Source organism: Bacteroides helcogenes P 36-108, assembly GCF_000186225.1.
Taxonomy (GTDB): Bacteria; Bacteroidota; Bacteroidia; order Bacteroidales; family Bacteroidaceae; genus Bacteroides; species Bacteroides helcogenes.
Genome location: NC_014933.1, coordinates 3,673,241 through 3,692,286 on the forward strand (window position 1 = coordinate 3,673,241; position 19,046 = coordinate 3,692,286).

The 19,046-nt window shown below is 44.7% G+C and carries 11 protein-coding genes; 7 read left to right on the top strand and 4 right to left on the bottom strand.

Annotated elements, in window-relative coordinates; genetic code table 11:
- Positions 1–23 precede the first annotated feature (23 nt).
- From purL to BACHE_RS15270, 4 genes are all read left to right on the top strand, one after another.
- Positions 24–3,731: a phosphoribosylformylglycinamidine synthase gene (purL, locus tag BACHE_RS15255; RefSeq protein WP_013548611.1), complete on the top strand. Its 3,708-nt coding sequence runs from the start codon at positions 24–26 to the stop codon at positions 3,729–3,731.
- A gap of 184 nt (positions 3,732–3,915) precedes the next feature.
- Positions 3,916–7,932 (top strand): hybrid sensor histidine kinase/response regulator transcription factor, encoded by a 4,017-nt coding sequence (locus tag BACHE_RS15260; protein ID WP_013548612.1) that lies wholly within the window; start codon positions 3,916–3,918, stop codon positions 7,930–7,932.
- A gap of 26 nt (positions 7,933–7,958) precedes the next feature.
- A complete protein-coding gene (locus tag BACHE_RS15265; protein ID WP_013548613.1) occupies positions 7,959–8,513 on the top strand; it encodes a chromate transporter in 555 nt (184 codons plus the stop codon).
- A 49-nt stretch (positions 8,514–8,562) separates the two neighbouring features.
- Positions 8,563–9,111, top strand: a complete 549-nt coding sequence (locus BACHE_RS15270; RefSeq protein WP_013548614.1) for a chromate transporter — start codon at positions 8,563–8,565, stop codon at positions 9,109–9,111.
- Here the strand turns inward: BACHE_RS15270 and BACHE_RS15275 are convergent.
- Positions 9,108–10,619: a glycoside hydrolase family 10-like protein gene (locus BACHE_RS15275; protein ID WP_013548615.1), complete on the bottom strand. Its 1,512-nt coding sequence runs from the start codon at positions 10,617–10,619 to the stop codon at positions 9,108–9,110. The two genes, BACHE_RS15270 and BACHE_RS15275, sit on opposite strands and share 4 nt — an antisense overlap.
- Positions 10,620–10,824: 205 nt before the next feature.
- Here BACHE_RS15275 and uvrA point away from each other — a divergent pair, with 205 nt between their 5' ends.
- The 3 genes from uvrA (at position 10,825) to BACHE_RS15290 (ending at position 16,614) form a co-directional block, all read left to right on the top strand.
- The gene (gene uvrA, locus BACHE_RS15280; RefSeq protein ID WP_013548616.1) at positions 10,825–13,617 is read left to right on the top strand and encodes an excinuclease ABC subunit UvrA; all 2,793 of its coding nucleotides are present in this window, start codon (positions 10,825–10,827) and stop codon (positions 13,615–13,617) included.
- 29 nt (positions 13,618–13,646) lie between these two features.
- Positions 13,647–14,750, top strand: coding sequence for an AraC family transcriptional regulator (locus tag BACHE_RS15285; RefSeq protein ID WP_013548617.1), 1,104 nt, complete (start codon positions 13,647–13,649; stop codon positions 14,748–14,750).
- A 211-nt stretch (positions 14,751–14,961) separates the two neighbouring features.
- Positions 14,962–16,614 carry a sulfatase family protein gene (locus BACHE_RS15290; protein WP_013548618.1) on the top strand — a complete coding sequence of 551 codons (1,653 nt, stop codon included), beginning with the start codon at positions 14,962–14,964 and terminating at the stop codon, positions 16,612–16,614.
- 186 nt (positions 16,615–16,800) lie between these two features.
- Here the strand turns inward: BACHE_RS15290 and BACHE_RS15295 are convergent, their stop codons facing one another.
- From BACHE_RS15295 to BACHE_RS15305, 3 genes are read right to left on the bottom strand one after another with little or no spacing between them, the layout of a single operon-like run.
- Positions 16,801–17,289 (bottom strand): outer membrane beta-barrel protein, encoded by a 489-nt coding sequence (locus BACHE_RS15295; protein ID WP_013548619.1) that lies wholly within the window; start codon positions 17,287–17,289, stop codon positions 16,801–16,803.
- Between the two features lie 25 nt (positions 17,290–17,314).
- Entirely contained in the window at positions 17,315–17,536 is a 222-nt protein-coding gene (locus tag BACHE_RS15300) for a hypothetical protein (protein WP_013548620.1), read from the bottom strand.
- 12 nt (positions 17,537–17,548) lie between these two features.
- A complete protein-coding gene (locus BACHE_RS15305; RefSeq protein WP_013548621.1) occupies positions 17,549–18,991 on the bottom strand; it encodes a carbon starvation CstA family protein in 1,443 nt (480 codons plus the stop codon).
- Between the last annotated feature and the right edge of the window lie 55 nt (positions 18,992–19,046).

The following is a 19,046-nucleotide window of genomic DNA, read 5'->3' on the forward strand; positions in this document are numbered from 1 at the left end:
ATTGTAAAATAGTAAATATAGCTATGATCTTTTTTTTCAGAACCCCATCCAAGAGCGTGCTTGCCGTAGAATGCGGCCACGAACTTACTCAAGCAGACAGCGACAAACTCTGCTGGCTTTTTGGAGAAGCCATCCCCGAAAGTGAAGACAACCTGAAAGGATATTTCGTAGGGCCACGCCGCGAAATGATCACCCCTTGGAGTACTAATGCTGTGGAAATCACCCAAAACATGGGACTGAACGGTATTATCCGTATCGAGGAATATTTTCCCGTAAAAGATGAGAATGCAGAACACGACCCGATGCTGCAACGTATGTACAAAGGCTTGGATCAGAATGTATTTACAACCAATCGCCAACCGGAACCGATCATACACATCAAAGATATTGAAGCGTACAATGAAAAAGAAGGTCTGGCATTGTCTAAAGAGGAGATGGAATATCTCAAAAAAATGGAAAAAGATTTGGGACGCTCCCTAACAGACTCCGAAGTATTCGGTTTCGCCCAAATTAACTCCGAGCACTGCCGTCATAAAATCTTTGGCGGAACGTTCATAATCGATGGAGTGGAACAAGAGTCTTCCCTTTTCCAAATGATCAAGAAAACCACACAAGAAAATCCTAATAAAATCATTTCTGCCTATAAAGACAACGTAGCTTTTGCCGAAGGTCCGGTTATCGAACAATTTGCTCCCGCAGATCATTCCAAGCCCGATTACTTCCAAGTGAAAGACATAAAAAGCGTTATCTCACTGAAAGCGGAAACCCATAACTTCCCTACAACCGTAGAGCCATTCAATGGCGCATCTACCGGCACAGGTGGTGAAATACGCGACCGCATGGGTGGCGGCAAAGGTAGCTGGCCCATAGCCGGAACTGCCGTTTACATGACTTCTTATCCCCGTACAGACGAAGAACGTTCATGGGAAGACATCCTTCCTGTACGCCAATGGCTATATCAGACTCCGGAACAAATTTTGATCAAAGCCTCCAATGGCGCCAGTGACTTCGGCAACAAGTTCGGTCAGCCCTTGATTTGTGGTTCCGTACTGACTTTCGAGCACAAAGAGAAAGATGAAGTTTACGGATATGATAAAGTAATCATGCTTGCCGGCGGTGTGGGTTACGGTACTCAACGCGATTGCCTGAAAGGTACACCGGAAGCCGGAAATAAAGTAGTGGTCATCGGCGGTGACAACTATCGCATCGGCTTGGGCGGCGGTTCTGTATCTTCCGTAGATACGGGACGTTACAGCAGCGGCATTGAACTAAATGCCGTGCAGCGCGCCAATGCCGAAATGCAAAAACGTGCTTATAATGTGGTGCGTGCACTTTGCGAAGAGGATATCAATCCTGTTGTTTCTATCCACGACCACGGCTCTGCCGGACACGTAAACTGTTTGTCGGAGTTGGTAGAAGAATGTGGCGGAGTAATTGATATGAGCAAGCTGCCTGTCGGTGACAAAACTTTGTCTGCCAAAGAAATCATCGCCAATGAGAGCCAGGAACGTATGGGCTTACTGATTGAAGAAAAAGCCATTGAACATGTGCGCCAAATAGCCGAACGTGAACGCGCCCCGATGTATGTAGTAGGAGAAACCACAGGTGATCATCGTTTTGCTTTCCAGCAAGCTGACGGCGTGCGTCCTTTCGACCTTGCCGTAGAACAAATGTTCGGTTCGTCCCCAAAAACTTACATGGTGGACAAAACAGTGGAACGTCATTACGAAATGCCCAAATATGAACTTTCCAAATTACACGAATATATTGCTAATGTGCTCCAATTGGAAGCAGTAGCTTGCAAAGACTGGTTAACCAACAAGGTGGACCGTTCCGTAACAGGCAAAATCGCCCGCCAGCAATGTCAAGGTGAACTTCAGTTACCGTTAAGCGATTGTGGTGTCGTAGCTTTGGACTACCGTGGCGAAAAAGGCATCGCAACTTCTCTCGGACATGCTCCTCAGGCCGCACTTGCCGACCCGGCTGCCGGCTCCATTCTTTCTGTCAGCGAAGCCTTGACTAATCTGATCTGGGCTCCACTTGCCGAAGGGCTGGACAGTGTTTCTCTCTCGGCCAACTGGATGTGGCCCTGCCGTTCACAAGAAGGTGAAGATGCACGTCTCTATACGGCAGTCAAAGCATTAAGTGACTTCTGTTGCGCCCTGCAAATCAACGTACCCACAGGAAAAGACTCTCTCTCCATGACGCAAAAATATCCTGATGGAAGTAAAGTGATTGCTCCGGGCACAGTAATAGTCTCTGCCGGCGGTGAAGTGTCTGATGTAAAAAAGGTAGTCTCCCCGGTTTTAGTCAACGATGAAAAAACCACCCTTTATCACATAGATTTCAGTTTTGACAAATTAAAGTTAGGTGGTTCCGCCTTTGCACAATCATTAGGCAAAGTAGGCGACGAAGTACCTTGCGTACAAGACGCAGAATATTTCCGCGATGCATTCCTTGCCGTACAAGAGCTGGTGAACAAAGGACTGATTCTCTCCGGACATGACATCTCTGCCGGTGGTCTAATCACTACTTTATTGGAAATGTGCTTTGCCAACATGGAAGGCGGTATGGAAATCAACCTGGATAAAATCAAGGAGAAAGATATTATAAAGATCCTGTTTGCTGAAAATCCCGGCATCGTTATCCAAGTGAGTGACAAGCACAAAGAAACTGTCAAACAAATTTTAGAAGATGCAGGTGTGGGGTATATCAAGCTTGGTAAGCCGACAGATGAACGCCATATCCTCGTGTCAAAAAGCGACGTCACCTACCAGTTTGGAGTTGACTATATGCGCGACATGTGGTATTCCACATCATATCTCCTTGACCGCAAACAATCTATGAATGGATGCGCCAAGAGACGCTTTGAAAATTATAAGATGCAACCTCTGGAATTTGTATTCAAGCCAGAATTTAAAGGTAAATTCTCACAATATGATATTGACCCGAACCGTCGTACCCCTACCGGCATCCGGGCAGTCGTTATCCGCGAGAAAGGTTCCAACAGTGAACGTGAGATGGCTTATGCACTCTATCTGGCCGGGTTTGACGTAAAAGATGTAACTATGACTGACCTCATCAGCGGGCGTGAGACATTGGAAGACGTAAACATGGTTACGTACGTTGGTGGATTCTCAAACTCAGACGTCCTTGGCTCTGCCAAAGGATGGGCAGGAGGATTCCTTTACAATTCCAAAGCCAAAGAGGCCCTCGACAAGTTCTACGCCCGTGAAGATACTCTTTCATTGGGAATTTGTAACGGTTGTCAACTAATGATGGAACTTGGACTTATCAACCCCGAACATAAAAAACAGGGCAAAATGCTGCATAACGACTCACACAAGTTTGAATCTGAGTTCGTCAGCGTTGTTATTCCCACTAACCGCAGTGTCATGTTTGGTTCATTAAGTGGTAGCAAAATCGGTGTATGGGTGGCTCATGGAGAAGGTAAATTCTCCTTACCGTATGAAGAAGATAAATACAACATTGTTGCCAAATTCAATTATGATGAATATCCCGGCAATCCGAATGGTTCTGACTATTCAGTAGCAGCATTAGCAAGTGCCGACGGCCGCCACCTTGCCATGATGCCCCATCCGGAACGCTCCATCTTCCCGTGGCAGAATGGCTGTTATCCTGCAGATCGCCTGAACAGTGACCAAATCACTCCTTGGGTAGAAGCGTTTGTCAATGCACGCAAGTGGGTGGAGGAAAAGATGAAAAGGTGATAAATGCCACAAAATAGCTAATGTGCCGGGATTTCTTACTATCCAGAAGTCCCGGCACTTTTTTACTTCATCCCGCACTCCTTTCTTCATTCTCTTTTTGTTTTTCTCAAACAAAAGCATTACTTTTGTGTTAAATTTGCAATCCCCCCTAATTGGTATAAACACTCAAACGTCATCAACCATTATGAGAAAATGCCTGTTTTTCTGCATATTGCTACTATTTCCAGTTATAAGCAATGCCCAGACATATAAATATATCGGGGTGGAAGACGGACTAAGTAATAGAAGGGTGTATGCTATCCAGAAAGACAAGAAAGGCTATATGTGGTTTCTCACCCATGACGGCATAGACAGATACAATGGAAAAGAATTCAAGCAATACAAATTGATGGACGGAGATGAGGAAGTAAACTCAATGATGAACCTGAATTGGCTATATCTGGATTCACGTGGTACAACATTATGGGAAATAGGCAAAAAAGGACGCGTTTTCCGTTATGATTCCAAACACGACCGCTTCCGGCTTGTATATAAACTCCCAGAGAGTGAAGTGAAAGGACGCCCCACACCTGTAAGCTATGGCTTTATTGACTCCAATGACATTGTATGGCTCTGCAATGAGGATGCATTATATCTGTATAACAGCAATACCCAAAAAGTGACATTCATCCAAAATGAAATTGGAGAAAGGATTACAGATATCGTACAAATAGATTCAACCCATTACTTCATCGGAACAGATGTCGGCATTCATTATGCCGAGTTACTTAATAATATTTTAAAACTCAGTCCTTGCGCTCAACTGGATCTCATAAAGATTCAAATCAATGAATTATATTACCATGAACTTTCCAATAAAGTCTTTATAGGAACATTCCAAAGAGGAATGTATGTATATGATATGAACAAGCACCAAATCATGTACTTACATGCCGGACTGACGGATGTTAGCATTAACTGTATCCGAGCCTTCGGCGACAAAGAGATTCTTATCGCAACAGATGGAGCCGGAGTTTATAAAATGAATACAGAAACCTATGAATGCATGCCATATATCACTGCTGACTACAACCGATACAATGCAATGAATGGAAATACCATAAATGACTTATACATTGATGATGAACAACGTATATGGATGGCCAATTATCCCATAGGCATAACTGTACGCAACAATAAATACGCAGATTACCAATGGATAAAACACTCCATTGGGAACAAGCAATCTCTTGTCAATAATCAAGTAAATGCAGTCATCGAAGACACAGACGGTGATTTATGGTTTGCCACCAACAATGGCATAAGCCTCTATATAAGCAAAACAGGGCAATGGCATTCTTTCCTCAGCGGATTTGATGCGGTTTCTATCAAAAACAATACTTTTATATCTTTATGTGAAGTATCTCCCGGTATCATTTGGGCAGGCAGTTATAGTTCGGGCATTTATCAAATAAACAAAAAGAAGCTGTCTGTCGATTTCTTCACTCCATCTTTATTCAGCAAGTTAAACATCCGTCCGGACAAATATATCCGTGCCATGTTGAAAGCATCCGATGGGAAAATCTGGTCCGGAGGATATTACAATCTAAAGGAAATAGACTATGTACACAAAAACATAAGATACTTCCCCGAACTAAGCGGCATCACGACTATCGTAGAGAAAGATACTGAGCACATGTGGATAGGTACTGCCACCGGTCTATATTTATTGGAAAAAGAAACCGGTAAATTCCGCCAAATACAGTTACCCGTAGAGTCCTATTATATCTATTCATTATATCAGATGCCGGATGGACTGCTATATATTGGCACAAACAATGCAGGATTATTGATATACAATGCGGCAAAAGATACATTTGACCATTATCACAAGGATAATTGCGCTTTGATTTCCAACAATATATACACAATTTTATATGATGGAAACAGAGACATATTCCTCAGTACGGAAAATGGCCTGACCAGCTTCAACCCCATAGAAAAGATATTCCGCAATTGGACAAAGGAACAGGGATTAAAATCCGACCATTTCAACGCAACTTCAGGAACCTTGAGAAAGAACGGAGATTTTGTTTTTGGCAGCACGGATGGAGCTATTGAATTCAACAAAAGCATGGAACTCCCCCGTAACTATAAATTCAAAATGGTTTTCAGTGACTTACGGGTATTTTATCAAACAGTATATCCTAAGGATGAGGGTTCTCCATTAATTCTGGATATTGATGATACGGAAAGTTTGCATTTGAAATACAATCAGAACATTTTCTCATTGCAGGTGTCTTCCATCAACTATGATTACCCGTCAATGATACTATACTCATGGAAATTAGAAGGCTTTTATGACGGATGGAGTCGCCCTGGTCAGGAGAATATCATACGTTTCACAAATTTAAGCCCAGGTGAATATACCTTACGCGTACGTGCCATTTCCAATGAAGACCGCCGTGTGGTTCTTGAAGAGCGCTGCATGCATATTGTCATCGAACAACCTGTTTGGCTCAGCATTTGGGCACTCATTTTTTATGCTATCATCATCGTTTCCCTGGCTGGAGTCACCGTACGAGTCATAGTAATGCGTAAACAAAGGAAAATTTCCGATGAGAAAATTCATTTCTTCGTAAATACCGCACACGACATCCGTACCCCACTGACATTGATCAAGGCGCCATTAGAGGAGCTTCTTGAGCGTGAAACATTGAGTGAAAACGGACATGACAATATGAATACAGCTCTGCGCAATGTCAATGCATTGCTGCGCCTAACAACCAATCTTATTAATTTTGAGCGTGCAGATACCTATTCCGGTAACTTATACGTTTCAGAATACGAATTAAGCACCTATATGGAAGAAACGATCAATGCATTCCGTTCGTATGCCGAGATCAAACATGTCACTCTGACCTATGAAAGCAACTTCCGCTATCTGAATATATGGATGGACAAAGACAAGATGGATTCCATCCTAAAGAATATAATATCCAATGCTCTGAAATACACTCATGAAGGAGGAAGTGTACGCATTTATGCTGCCGAAACAGAAGACACATGGAGCTTTGAGGTAAAAGATACAGGCATCGGCATTCCCGCATCAGAGCAAAAAAAACTTTTCAAGATGCATTTTCGGGGCAGCAATGCCATCAACTCCAAGGTGACCGGTAGTGGTATAGGATTATTGCTGGTATCTAAACTTGTATCTTTGCACAAAGGCAAACTGAATTTCAGCAGTACAGAAGGAAAAGGATTCAGCATTAAAGCTACTTTCCCGAAAAGTGAAAAGCACTATCGTAAGGCCATCCACCGCCCCCATCCAAATATGGAAAGAGTGATTTATACCGCTTCAGGGGTTCCAGTCAAAACATCTGCTTTTCCGTCTTCTGCCCAAATTTATAAAAAGGCCAAGCAGCATCCACAGAACAGTGAAAATCTTGCCAAAATCTTGATTGTAGAGGATAATGATGAATTAAGAGAATACCTGCGCAATACATTATCGGAAACATATCACATACAAGTATGTTCCAATGGGAAAATGGCACTTGCCATTGTAAATGAATATCTTCCACACCTCATCATCTCAGATATCATGATGCCCGAGATGAGAGGCGACGAACTATGCCAAACTTTGAAAAACAATATTGAAACATCCCATATCCCCATTATACTGCTTACCGCACTAAATGCTGACAAAAACATAATCGAAGGCTTGCAGACCGGAGCAGATGAGTACATCGTGAAGCCATTCAACATAGGCATATTACGCGCAACCATAGCTAACCTTCTCAACAACCGTGCTTTGTTGCGCCACAAATATGCCAATCTCGAACTGAACGATGATAAACATGATGTGGGATGCATCAATTGTTCCACTGATCTTGACTGGAAATTCATTGCAACAGTCAAAAAGCATGTGGAAGAAAACATGGACAATCCGGGATTCAATGTAGAGGTGCTCTGCGGTCTAATGAACATGAGTCGCACCAGCTTTTACAACAAAATAACAGCTTTGACAGATGAAGCACCGGGAGATTATATCCGGTTAATCAAACTGAAACGCGCTTCCATACTCCTATTAGAGCACAAATATTCTATCACGGAAATTGCCGAAAAGACCGGTTTCAGTGATGCCAAATATTTCCGGGAAGTATTCAAGAAACATTTCAAAGTAAGCCCAAGCCAGTATGCCAAGCAAGAGAGCAATAAGTGACAGCAGTGATTTATAACTTTTTAAATATGAATATATATATCGAAGCGTTCTTCATCTTTTTCAAAATCGGGGCATTTACTATCGGAGGCGGATATGCCATGGTGCCACTTATAGAAAATGAGATTGTAACCAAACGCAATTGGATAGCCAAAGAAGATTTTATTGACTTGCTTGCCATCTCTCAGTCTGCACCGGGTATTCTTGCCGTCAACATTTCCATTTTTATAGGATACCGGCTAAAAGGAATTCGGGGAAGTATAATCACTGCATTAGGTACAATATTGCCTTCATTCCTCATTATCCTTGCAATAGCCCTGTTCTTTCATAATTTCAAAGACAATGCCATTGTGGAACGTATATTCAAAGGAATCCGCCCAGCAGTCGTTGCATTGATTGCCGCACCGACCTTCAGCATGGCAAGGGCAGCTAAAATAAACTGCCGCAATATCTGGATACCGGTTTTATCAGCGCTTCTCATTTGGCTGCTGGATTTCTCTCCTATATGGATTATTATTACCGCCGGCATCGGAGGCTACTGTTTCGGACGTATCCACAGTCCGAAGCGGAAAACTGACAATTAGCCGCATCGGAAAGCTCTATTTGATTTATCCATTATCAACTATTTGAACTATGATATACTTACAGTTATTCTATACCTTTTTTAAAATCGGTTTATTCGGCTTCGGAGGTGGATATGCCATGCTTTCCATGATACAGGGAGAGGTAGTAACCCGCTATGACTGGCTCAGCCCGCAAGAATTTACAGACATAGTAGCGATCAGCCAGATGACTCCCGGTCCCATAGGCATCAACTCGGCAACATACGTAGGATTTACAGTGACAGGGAGTGTGTGGGGATCTGTCATGGCAACATTTGCCGTAGTGCTTCCCTCTTTTATACTGATGCTGACAATAAGTAAGTTCTTCCTTAAATATCAAAAACATCCGGCAGTGGAAGCCGTGTTCAGCGGCCTCCGACCGGCGGTAGTAGGTTTGCTGGCCTCTGCCGCATTAGTATTGATGAATGCAGAGAACTTTGGCTCTCCCGCTGAGGATATATACTCTTTCGCTATCAGTTGTGCTATTTTCCTTCTTGCATTCATAGGAACTAAAAAATACAAAATCAATCCGATAGGTATGATTGTAGCGTGTGGGATAGCCGGGCTGATACTATATTAGAGTTTCACCTTTTTCCCTACCGATTTCGACTCATTATGCAGGCGGTCAAGTGCCGTTACAACATAGCGATATTTCACTTTTCCGGTTTCATAAGGCAACTTATAAAAGTTGTTAGGAGTGACTGCCACAATATGTGAAGGATCGTCAATATCTACTTTTTCTTTCGCGCCGAAGCGGTAAACCACATACTGCACTGCACGGTTCATTTCCTCCCTATATTTCGGAGCAGTCCAAAAAAGGATATATCCGTCAGCAGTCCACACAGGTTTAACCTTACGAACCTTATCAGGAGCTTCATTATCCATAAAATCGAAGACAGGAGGCAATGCCGGATATTTATGATATTCCGCAATCAAGGCATCACGATATTTGCCGGCATTATCCACCACAGCACTTGCCGGCCATTGGCAACTGCCGCCAATCGTCTGATAAGCACGCTGCAATGCCATTTTCCGTGGCAACTGATTGACGGAAGGATTGGACGGATCTGCATTCTGCACCGTATTCATTACGGATTGGCCGATAAACAAAGGACGGTTTCCCGTATTTTTGGCCCACCACTTAACCAATGTTTCATAATCGGCAACCGGATGACCTATCTGCCAATATACCTGAGGAATATTATAATCAATCCAACCCTCACGTGCCCACAACAACACGTCGGCATATAAATCATCATAGTTCTGCAATCCTTTCGTCTTACTGCCTAAAGGATCGCTGCTTTCATTGCGATAAATACCAAACGGAGATACGCCAAACTTCACCCACGGCTTTACATCACGCACAGTTTCATGTATTTTCTTGATTAAAAGATTCACATTGCTGCGACGCCAATCACCCTTATCCGTGAAGCCACCTCCGTAGCGGGCAAAACTGGTATCATCAGGAAAATCTTTTCCCTTGATGGGATAAGGATAAAAATAATCGTCCATGTGTATGGCGTCGACATCGTAACGCGAAACTATATCGCCTACCACCAAGCTGATATGCCTTCGACTTTCAGGCAAAGCAGGATCGAAAAATAACTGGTCTCCATAGGTGACGAACCATTCTGGATGAATATTATAAACATGACCGGGAGCCAGCTCATTTTTCAATGAAGTTTTCACACGATATGGGTTGATCCATGCATGAAATTCCATTCCACGCTTATGACATTCTTCAATCATAAACTGCATCGGATCCCAATAAGGTTCCGGTGCTTTTCCCTGTATTCCGGTAAGGTAACGGCTCCACGGCTCTAACTGCGAAGCATATAGCGCATCAGCCTCCGGACGAACCTGAAAAATGATGGCATTAATACCGGCTTCTTGTAAAGAATTCAATTGATCAATCAAAGTCTGCTTCAACTTCCCGGTAGGCACACCACGGAATTGTCCATTGACCGATTGTATCCACGCTGCACGAAACTCACGTTTAGGATGTACAGACAGCGTCCGTACTTGCGCAAATATCCCCCCGCCCACCAATGATAAGAGGAATGCACATAATAAAAATCTTACTCGCATTTCTTAATATAGCTTTTACTTAATTGTATAATGCCTTATCATGTTCCAAATATTGATTAAGCATCGAGGCGAAATTAATGCTTTTATCTAAAGTAATTCAGCCGAGATCAGAAAGTATAACAAATCTTAACCTTGCTATTCTGATGGGATTTTTCGCAGTAGTAGTTATCTTTGCACTCTCAAAATCACTTAAAGTGACCCTGATATGGCAGAAAATACATCAATTATCATAAAAGGAGCCCGCGTCAACAATCTGAAGAATATCGACGTAGAGATTCCTCGCAACAAATTAGTCGTTATTACCGGCTTGTCCGGTTCCGGCAAGTCCTCGCTTGCATTCGATACCCTGTATGCAGAGGGTCAGCGCCGCTATGTAGAAAGCCTCAGCAGTTATGCCCGGCAATTCTTGGGACGTATGAGCAAGCCGGAATGTGATTTCATCAAAGGCATCCCGCCCGCCATCGCCATCGAGCAGAAGGTTAGCAGCCGCAATCCACGGTCCACAGTAGGTACTTCGACCGAAATATACGAATACTTCCGATTGCTCTATGCCCGTATTGGAAAAACATTCAGCCCCGTCAGCGGACAAGAAGTGAAAAAACACTCTGCAGAAGATATAGTGAAGTGCGTGCTGGAACATCCAGAAGGTACGAAATATACGATATTGACTCCTATATTGCTACGCGAAGGCCGCAATATGCAACAGCAACTGGAGATTGATATGAAGCAGGGATTCAACCGTCTGGAAGTGAACGGAGAAATGATACGTATTGACGAATACAAACCTAAAGCAAAAGATACGGTTTTCCTGCTGATAGACCGCATGACGGTTTCTTCCGAAAAAGACTCTGTCAGCCGTCTGACCGACTCTGCCGAAACCGCCATGTACGAAGGAGACGGAGCTTGCCTACTGCGTTTCTATCAACCCGACGGCACTACTTGCCTATACCGTTTCAGCACCAAATTCGAGGCGGACGGAATCACTTTTGAAGAGCCCAATGACCAGATGTTCTCCTTCAACTCTCCCATCGGAGCCTGCCCCATGTGTGAAGGATTCGGACGCGTGGTCGGCATAGACGAACATTTAGTAGTACCTAACCGTACACTATCCGTCTATGACGGCGCCATAGTATGCTGGCGTGGTGAAGTAATGGGCGAATGGCGGGATATGGTTATACATGGAGCTGAAAAGGCCGGCTTCCCCATCTTTACTCCTTATTATGAACTGACCGACGAACAACGCCGGATGCTTTGGGAAGGGACACCTTACTTTGAAGGAATCAACGCTTTCTTCAAAATGGTACAAGAAAACCAATACAAAATACAATATCGTGTGATGTTGGCACGCTATCGTGGCAAGACACTTTGCCCCAAATGCCACGGCACACGCCTGAAGCCTGAAGCCGGCTATGTGCGTGTAGGCGGGCGCAATATCTCCGAATTGGTGGATCTGCCCATCACGGAATTGAAGATCTTCTTCGACAATCTCAAGTTGGAACGGCATGACGCTGATGTAGCTCGCCGCATCTTGACTGAAATAAACAGCCGCATCCAATTCCTGCTGGATGTAGGCTTGGGATATCTCACTATGAACCGCTTGAGTAATTCTCTGTCCGGTGGTGAAAGTCAGCGCATCAATCTTGCCACCTCCTTGGGCAGCAGCTTAGTAGGAAGTCTCTACATCCTTGATGAACCAAGTATCGGTCTGCACAGTCGGGATACAGATAAGCTGATTCATGTACTTCGTCAATTGCAGAAATTGGGCAATACCGTAGTTGTAGTGGAACATGACGAAGAAATCATACGTGCGGCAGATTACATCATCGATATAGGGCCTAAGGCCGGACGTTTGGGCGGAGAAGTGGTTTATCAGGGTGACATGAACAACTTGCAAAAAAACAGTGACAGCTATACCGTCCGCTACCTTTTAGGTGAGGAAACCATTCCTGTACCGGATCATCGCCGTCCATGGAACAACTACATAGAGATAAAAGGGGCCAGAGAAAACAATCTGAAAGGAGTGGATGTACGTTTTCCCCTGAATGTAATGACTGTTGTAACAGGAGTCAGCGGTTCGGGCAAGAGTACGTTGGTACGTGACATATTCTACCGCGCCTTGAAACGTGAACTGGATGAATGCAGTGACCGGCCGGGTGAATTCGCTTCTATCGGAGGAGATCTGCAGAATCTTCGTAACGTAGAATTCGTCGATCAAAATCCTATCGGTAAGTCCTCGCGCAGCAATCCTGTAACCTATATCAAAGCTTATGATGAAATACGCAAGCTTTGGGCAGAGCAGCCACTTGCCAAGCAGATGGGATACAGTGCCGGATATTTCAGTTTCAACAGCGAAGGCGGCCGTTGCGAGGAATGTAAAGGTGAAGGTACAATCACCGTGGAAATGCAGTTCATGGCCGACCTGGTACTGGAATGCGAATCTTGTCACGGCAAACGTTTCAAGGCTGATACGCTGGAAGTGAAATTCCATGACGTCAATATTTACGACGTGCTGAATATGACCATTAACCAGGCCGTTGAGTTCTTCACACAATACGGGCAGAAGAAAATCGTCAAGAAGCTGCAACCTCTGCAGGATGTAGGTTTGGGATATATCAAATTAGGACAATCCTCCTCCACCTTGTCCGGCGGTGAGAACCAACGTGTGAAATTGGCATATTATCTCAGTCAGGAAAAAGCCGATCCTACTTTATTCATTTTTGACGAGCCTACTACCGGACTCCACTTTCACGACATCAAGAAACTACTCGAAGCTTTTGATGCGCTGATACGCCGCGGGCACAGCATTGTCATCATAGAGCACAATCTGGATGTGGTGAAGTGCGCTGACCATGTGATAGATCTCGGTCCCGAAGGAGGGGACAAAGGAGGAAACATCGTAGCTACCGGTACACCGGAGGAGGTGGCACAGTGCGCGGCAAGCTATACGGGGCAGTTCCTAAAGGAGAAGCTGAACAGCTCACTTCATACTCAGAAGTAAGAAGTTAAGAAGAATACATTGCACGGAGGATGGATAAATTCGATTTACTGCTGTATAGTGCCAACTTTGCATTTATACTCACCAATTTATACGGATTCCTTTTAAAATGGTTTTATAAGCCGAAAGCATACGCCAACAGTTTTGAAAGGCTCTATCCCGCCCAGCGTTTGGTCGGGATGCTTTATCTGCTGCAAATATTTCAGTTGCCTTATCTTTTTAACATCGGAGTTCCCGATGCATTGCTGTATGTCAATGCGTTCTCCGCGTTGATGTTCCCGTCGCTCATGCTGGTGATGTGTGAAAACTATTTTTTCCCGGAGAATGTGCATCATAAACGGGAGTACCTGCTATTCTTGCCGGCATTCCTTGCATTGTTTCCTCTTCTTTTAAATGCCATCGGCACTATATCACTACCGGAAAGCTTTCGCCCTTGCCTTATCGGCATCGTGAGCGTGGTGTTCATTTACTATTTCTATCGCTCATTGCGTATGTCGGGGAAGATAGGTCTGGCTATAAGGTTAATAAACGAGGCTGAATATTCGGATGACAGGGATTTCCCCTTGCGCTTTGCACAATATATACAGTGGTTGCCCGTTACGATTAGCCTATTGATGGCCATCAACTTTTGGGCAGACAATGTATGGGTAAAGTTTGCATGGGATGTACTCTTCACGGTAGTAAACGTATGGTTTGTGTTTTTCACATTGAATCCTTGGCGCAAGCCCATTTTCACGGAGGAAGAAAAAGACATTATCGAGAGGAAAGCCAAATCCAACGGCACTGCATTTCGCCTTTCTGACAAAAAATACGAGGAAATATGCCTCCAACTGCACCATCAGCTCGAGGTTGAGAAAATCTACCTCTCCCCACATCTCACGATGGAAGAACTGCTGAAGCCCCTCTCTTCCAACCGCAATTATTTGAGCGAGGCAATCGCCCGGCTCGGCTATAAATCTTTCTACGACATGATAAACCACTATAGGGTAAATCATGCCATAGAAATGATACAGGAAAACTCCGGAATGAAAATGATAGCCATTGCATTCGAATGCGGCTTTTCATCGCCTGCCGCCATGACAAAGGCGTTCAAGCAGCAAGGATTCCCATCCCCTACAAGCTATAAGACAAAATAGGTCAGCCCCATATCAACAGAGACGTATCGTTCCTTTGGAAATCTTTTCTCTGCGTGTATTATACGCAGGGGAAAGCGAAATACACACACAGGAAAGTGGTTTCATTCCAAAGGAAAGTCTTTTTCCTGACTCAGTTATACTTTTGCACAAAGACAAGTACAACTTGCCATTATCTGGAGAAGAATGTAGAAACATATAATCCATAAGCAAAATGAGAACTGATAAACTTTTTTCCACCCTTATACAAGGGAGTATCGGAGTATTGTCGCTATGCGGATGCTCTGACAAGCAGCTCGATGAAAGTCAAAAGCCTGAGGCGTCGAAGAATAAAGACGGGAACTACAACATTCTGTTTATACTCAATGACCAGGAAAAATACATGCCGGAGCTCCCTACGGGAACCGATTACAAGGGAAGAAAGTTCCTTAGAGAGATAGGCATGACGTTTCAGAATCATTACAGTTGTTCAAATGTGTCCACACCATCCCGTTCGGCCATCTACACAGGATGCCATATCACGGAAACGTATATGATGGACAACACCAATTACCCGTTTCAGGGCGATATGGACAGAAGCCTGCCTACTCTGGGAGATTTACTGCGCAAAGCGGGATACTACACTGCCTACAAAGGAAAATGGCATTTGTCGAAGGATGATACTTCGCTGGAAGAGTACGGCTTTTCCGACTGGCAGACCGGCAGTGATGGCAAAGACCGGCATGGCTCCTTTCAGGAAGGATACGAAGAAGATGCTGCCATTGCAGGGGAAGCCATTGACTGGATTCAATCCATCGGGAAACAGAAGAATAAGGACGGGCAGTCGTTTTTCCTTGCCGTAAATTTCATCAACCCGCACGACATCATGTATTACCGGAATGGCGGTATCCGTGGTATTCTTGAGACCGGCTCTGCTCCCGCTGCCGCAATCTATACAAAAAAATATCCAGATGCTCCCCTTCCAGCCACGGTGAATGAAGACATCAAGGCCGAAGGCAGAGTGGCTGCCCATGCCGAATACTTCAGCAATTGGAACAAGATGACAGGGCACACGCCTCTCACCCGGCAGGGATGGGAAGATTTCAAGGACTATTACCTGAACTGCATACAGGACGCGGACAATCAGTTGCAACACCTGTTAGCGTATCTGAAGGAGAACGATATGTTGAAAAATACAATCATCATCATGTCATCCGATCATGGCGAGATGATGGGAGCGCACGGTCTCAAAGGGAAAGGGGGCTTTATGTATGAAGACAATATCCATGTACCCCTTGTCATCTATCATCCCGAATATGAAGGGAAAAGGACGTGCAACAGCATAACGTCACATCTTGATATAACTCCTACCATCCTTGACATGACACATTCCGACAATAAGAAAGAACTTACCTCGGCATTGAAAGGACAAAGCATGATGCCATTGCTCGACAATCCTTCATTGCCGCACAGGAATATGGATGGAGCTTTGTTCGTATTCGACATGCTGTCGATGATTGACGGGAAATTTGCCGTGTCTCCATTCGACAGAACCTATAAGATTCACATGGACAAACGAGGGTTCCTGCGTGGCATGGTGAACGAAGAGTATAAATTCGCACGTTATTTTTCGCCGAAAGGGTTTAATACACCCGCCAATCTACAAGAATTGTATGACAACAATGATGTGGAGATATTCGCAAAAGGCTCTGACGAGACCGATAATCTTGGGTATTATGCCGACAAAGCGGACGCCCTCTTCCGCAAAACAATCGCGGAAAGATACAACCAAAAGCTCAATTACCTGATAGAGAAAGAAATCGGTATTGACGATGGCCGGGAAACGGCTAAATATGTAGGAGGACTTGACCCTTATGAACGGAAGTGAGGGTGTGTCAAAACTCTCACAAGATAAAAATCACCCTCGCCACAGATAGTTGTGGCGAGGGTGATTTCGATAGAAGAGGAGTTTTGACACATCCCCGTTCTGCACTCAAATGCCGTATAAACAGGCAAATAGGACGAGCGCAAGTAATATCAAGAAAATAAATTCCGAGGAAGTGGCAGAATCAGGTTAAAAATAGAATCCGAATCCCACTTTCAGTCCGAACTTGGAACGATCGCTATTGACATTCCAATAAGCAGCAGGCTCTATGGTCACCGTACGGGAAAGGAAAAACGCATAACCGGCTTCCAAACCGAATGAGAACTTCGTATCGTCATTGTCTTTTCCCCAGTCCCAACGGTCCACATTCACATTGGCTCCCAAATAGACACCTACCGCATCAATATAATAGCGTCCACCGACACCGAGAGAATAGACATCCACATCACCGCCATAATCGTTCCAACGAGCGCCGGCATTGACAAGCAAAGCCACGTTATCCACCAAGAAAGCCCCACCTTTGGCCTCTAACCCGAACGTGGTCTTTTTAGTGCCTGTGTCATGCGACAATTCAAGTCCCGTAACGGAAGGGTTCACAATCCATTTTCCTTTTTCAAACTGTGCCTGTGCTGCCACTGTAGCAACAAGCAAGCAAACGAGTAATACAATCTTCTTCATCTTGTTTCAGTTTTTGAGTAAGTAATCAATGTAATTCATCATCTCCTTCACGCCGTTTTCTCTGCAACTCCTCTTTCTTACGGAGCACAAGCCACAGCACAAAGACTATGACATAAGAAACTGCAACAGTGACATATTTCTCCGTATCGCTGATCACGGTATTACGCGGCAGGAAATAAGCAGCAGTTGCGGTGACATAAATGAGCAGGGCTGCGGTCAGCCCGGTAGATTTCTTTATTCTTTTCACTATTCTTGGTATTTACAGATGTTTCGTTCGTTCCGGTGTCTGCTTGCGTTTCCACATCGTGAACCACACGGCAGATACCAGCAAGGACAACAGGCCGACAAGGTACGGCATATTCTGAGGTAAAGACACTTCGACATATCTGCGCAAGTCAAAACAGATATAAGTGACACAGACAACAGTCATAAACAGGGCAGGCAACAAAGTCACCCAATAATTGCGCCGCGCGTTCACCAGATATATGGTGATAGCCCAAAGCGTAAAGACAGAAAGCGTCTGATTGGCCCATGCGAAATAACGCCAGATTTGCTGAAAGCCATCCGCGTCACGCAGGCTGTAAAGCAGCAATCCCACGGCTATCACAAACATGGGGATGCAGATGTACAAACGTTTCCGCATGGACTTTTGTTCCAGTCCCAGAAAATCGGCGACGATAAGGCGTGCCGAACGGAAAGCCGTATCGCCACTGGTAATGGGTGCTGCAACCACTCCCAATATGGCAAGCACGCCGCCCATAGCTCCCAGCCACCCCTTACTGATGTCGAACACAACCACCGAAGCATCCGTAATCCCCATACCTTCTTTATGAAAGAAGTAAGTGGCTACGGTTGCCCATACAAGTGCCACGATGCCCTCTGTGATCATTGCCCCGTAGAAGATAGGGCGTCCGTGACGTTCACTGGTCATGCAACGTGCCATAAGGGGGCTTTGCGTAGCATGGAAACCGGAAATCGCTCCACAGGCAATGGTAATGAACATCATCGGGAAGATGGGATTGCCGGCAGCTTTCGGATGAGTATTCTGCAATCCGTCCCACAATTCCGGCAGTGCGGGATGCTTTACATAGAGCATAACCAATATCCCTACCGCCATAAAAATCAAAGCTATGGCAAACAACGGATAAACCTTACCGATAATCTTGTCAACCGGCAACAAGGTAGCCAAAATATAATACACGAAAATCACGATAATCCAGAAAGTATTATCCAGACAGCCCGGCGTCAGTTTGGCAAGCAGACCTGCCGGAGAAGCGACAAACACCGCCCCCACCAGCATCATAAGGATAACCGTAAAGCCACGCATCACCTGCTTGGTGGTCAATCCTAAATAGCGTCCTATAATTTCAGGAAGACTCTCTCCGCCATGACGGAGGGAGAGCATACCGGCAAGATAATCATGCACTGCTCCCGCGAAAATAGAACCGAGGACGATCCAAAGATAGGAAGCCGTTCCGAACATAGCCCCCATAATCGCGCCGAATATCGGACCCACACCGGCAATATTAAGAAACTGTATCATAAAGACCTTCCATGTGGGCAATGGGATATAATCCACCCCGTCGGCCCGGGTCAAGGCAGGCGTTTTGCGGTCATCGGGGCCGAAGACACGCTCGATGAAGCGTCCGTAAAGAAAATAACCGGCTATCAGTGCCAACAGGCAAAGCGTAAATGTAATCATGGCGTGTTAATGCTTTTAATGCGTGCAAATGTAATAGTTTCTAAGTAAACTCCGC

Coding starts and splice junctions, on each gene's coding strand:
- BACHE_RS15285 (WP_013548617.1), top strand. CDS start 13,647: ATGGATAAATTCGATTTACTGCTGTATAGTGCCAACTTTGCATTTATA.
- BACHE_RS15305 (WP_013548621.1), bottom strand. CDS start 18,991: ATGATTACATTTACGCTTTGCCTGTTGGCACTGATAGCCGGTTATTTT.
- BACHE_RS15290 (WP_013548618.1), top strand. CDS start 14,962: ATGAGAACTGATAAACTTTTTTCCACCCTTATACAAGGGAGTATCGGA.
- BACHE_RS15275 (WP_013548615.1), bottom strand. CDS start 10,619: ATGCGAGTAAGATTTTTATTATGTGCATTCCTCTTATCATTGGTGGGC.
- uvrA (WP_013548616.1), top strand. CDS start 10,825: ATGGCAGAAAATACATCAATTATCATAAAAGGAGCCCGCGTCAACAAT.
- BACHE_RS15265 (WP_013548613.1), top strand. CDS start 7,959: ATGAATATATATATCGAAGCGTTCTTCATCTTTTTCAAAATCGGGGCA.
- BACHE_RS15270 (WP_013548614.1), top strand. CDS start 8,563: ATGATATACTTACAGTTATTCTATACCTTTTTTAAAATCGGTTTATTC.
- BACHE_RS15260 (WP_013548612.1), top strand. CDS start 3,916: ATGAGAAAATGCCTGTTTTTCTGCATATTGCTACTATTTCCAGTTATA.
- BACHE_RS15295 (WP_013548619.1), bottom strand. CDS start 17,289: ATGAAGAAGATTGTATTACTCGTTTGCTTGCTTGTTGCTACAGTGGCA.
- purL (WP_013548611.1), top strand. CDS start 24: ATGATCTTTTTTTTCAGAACCCCATCCAAGAGCGTGCTTGCCGTAGAA.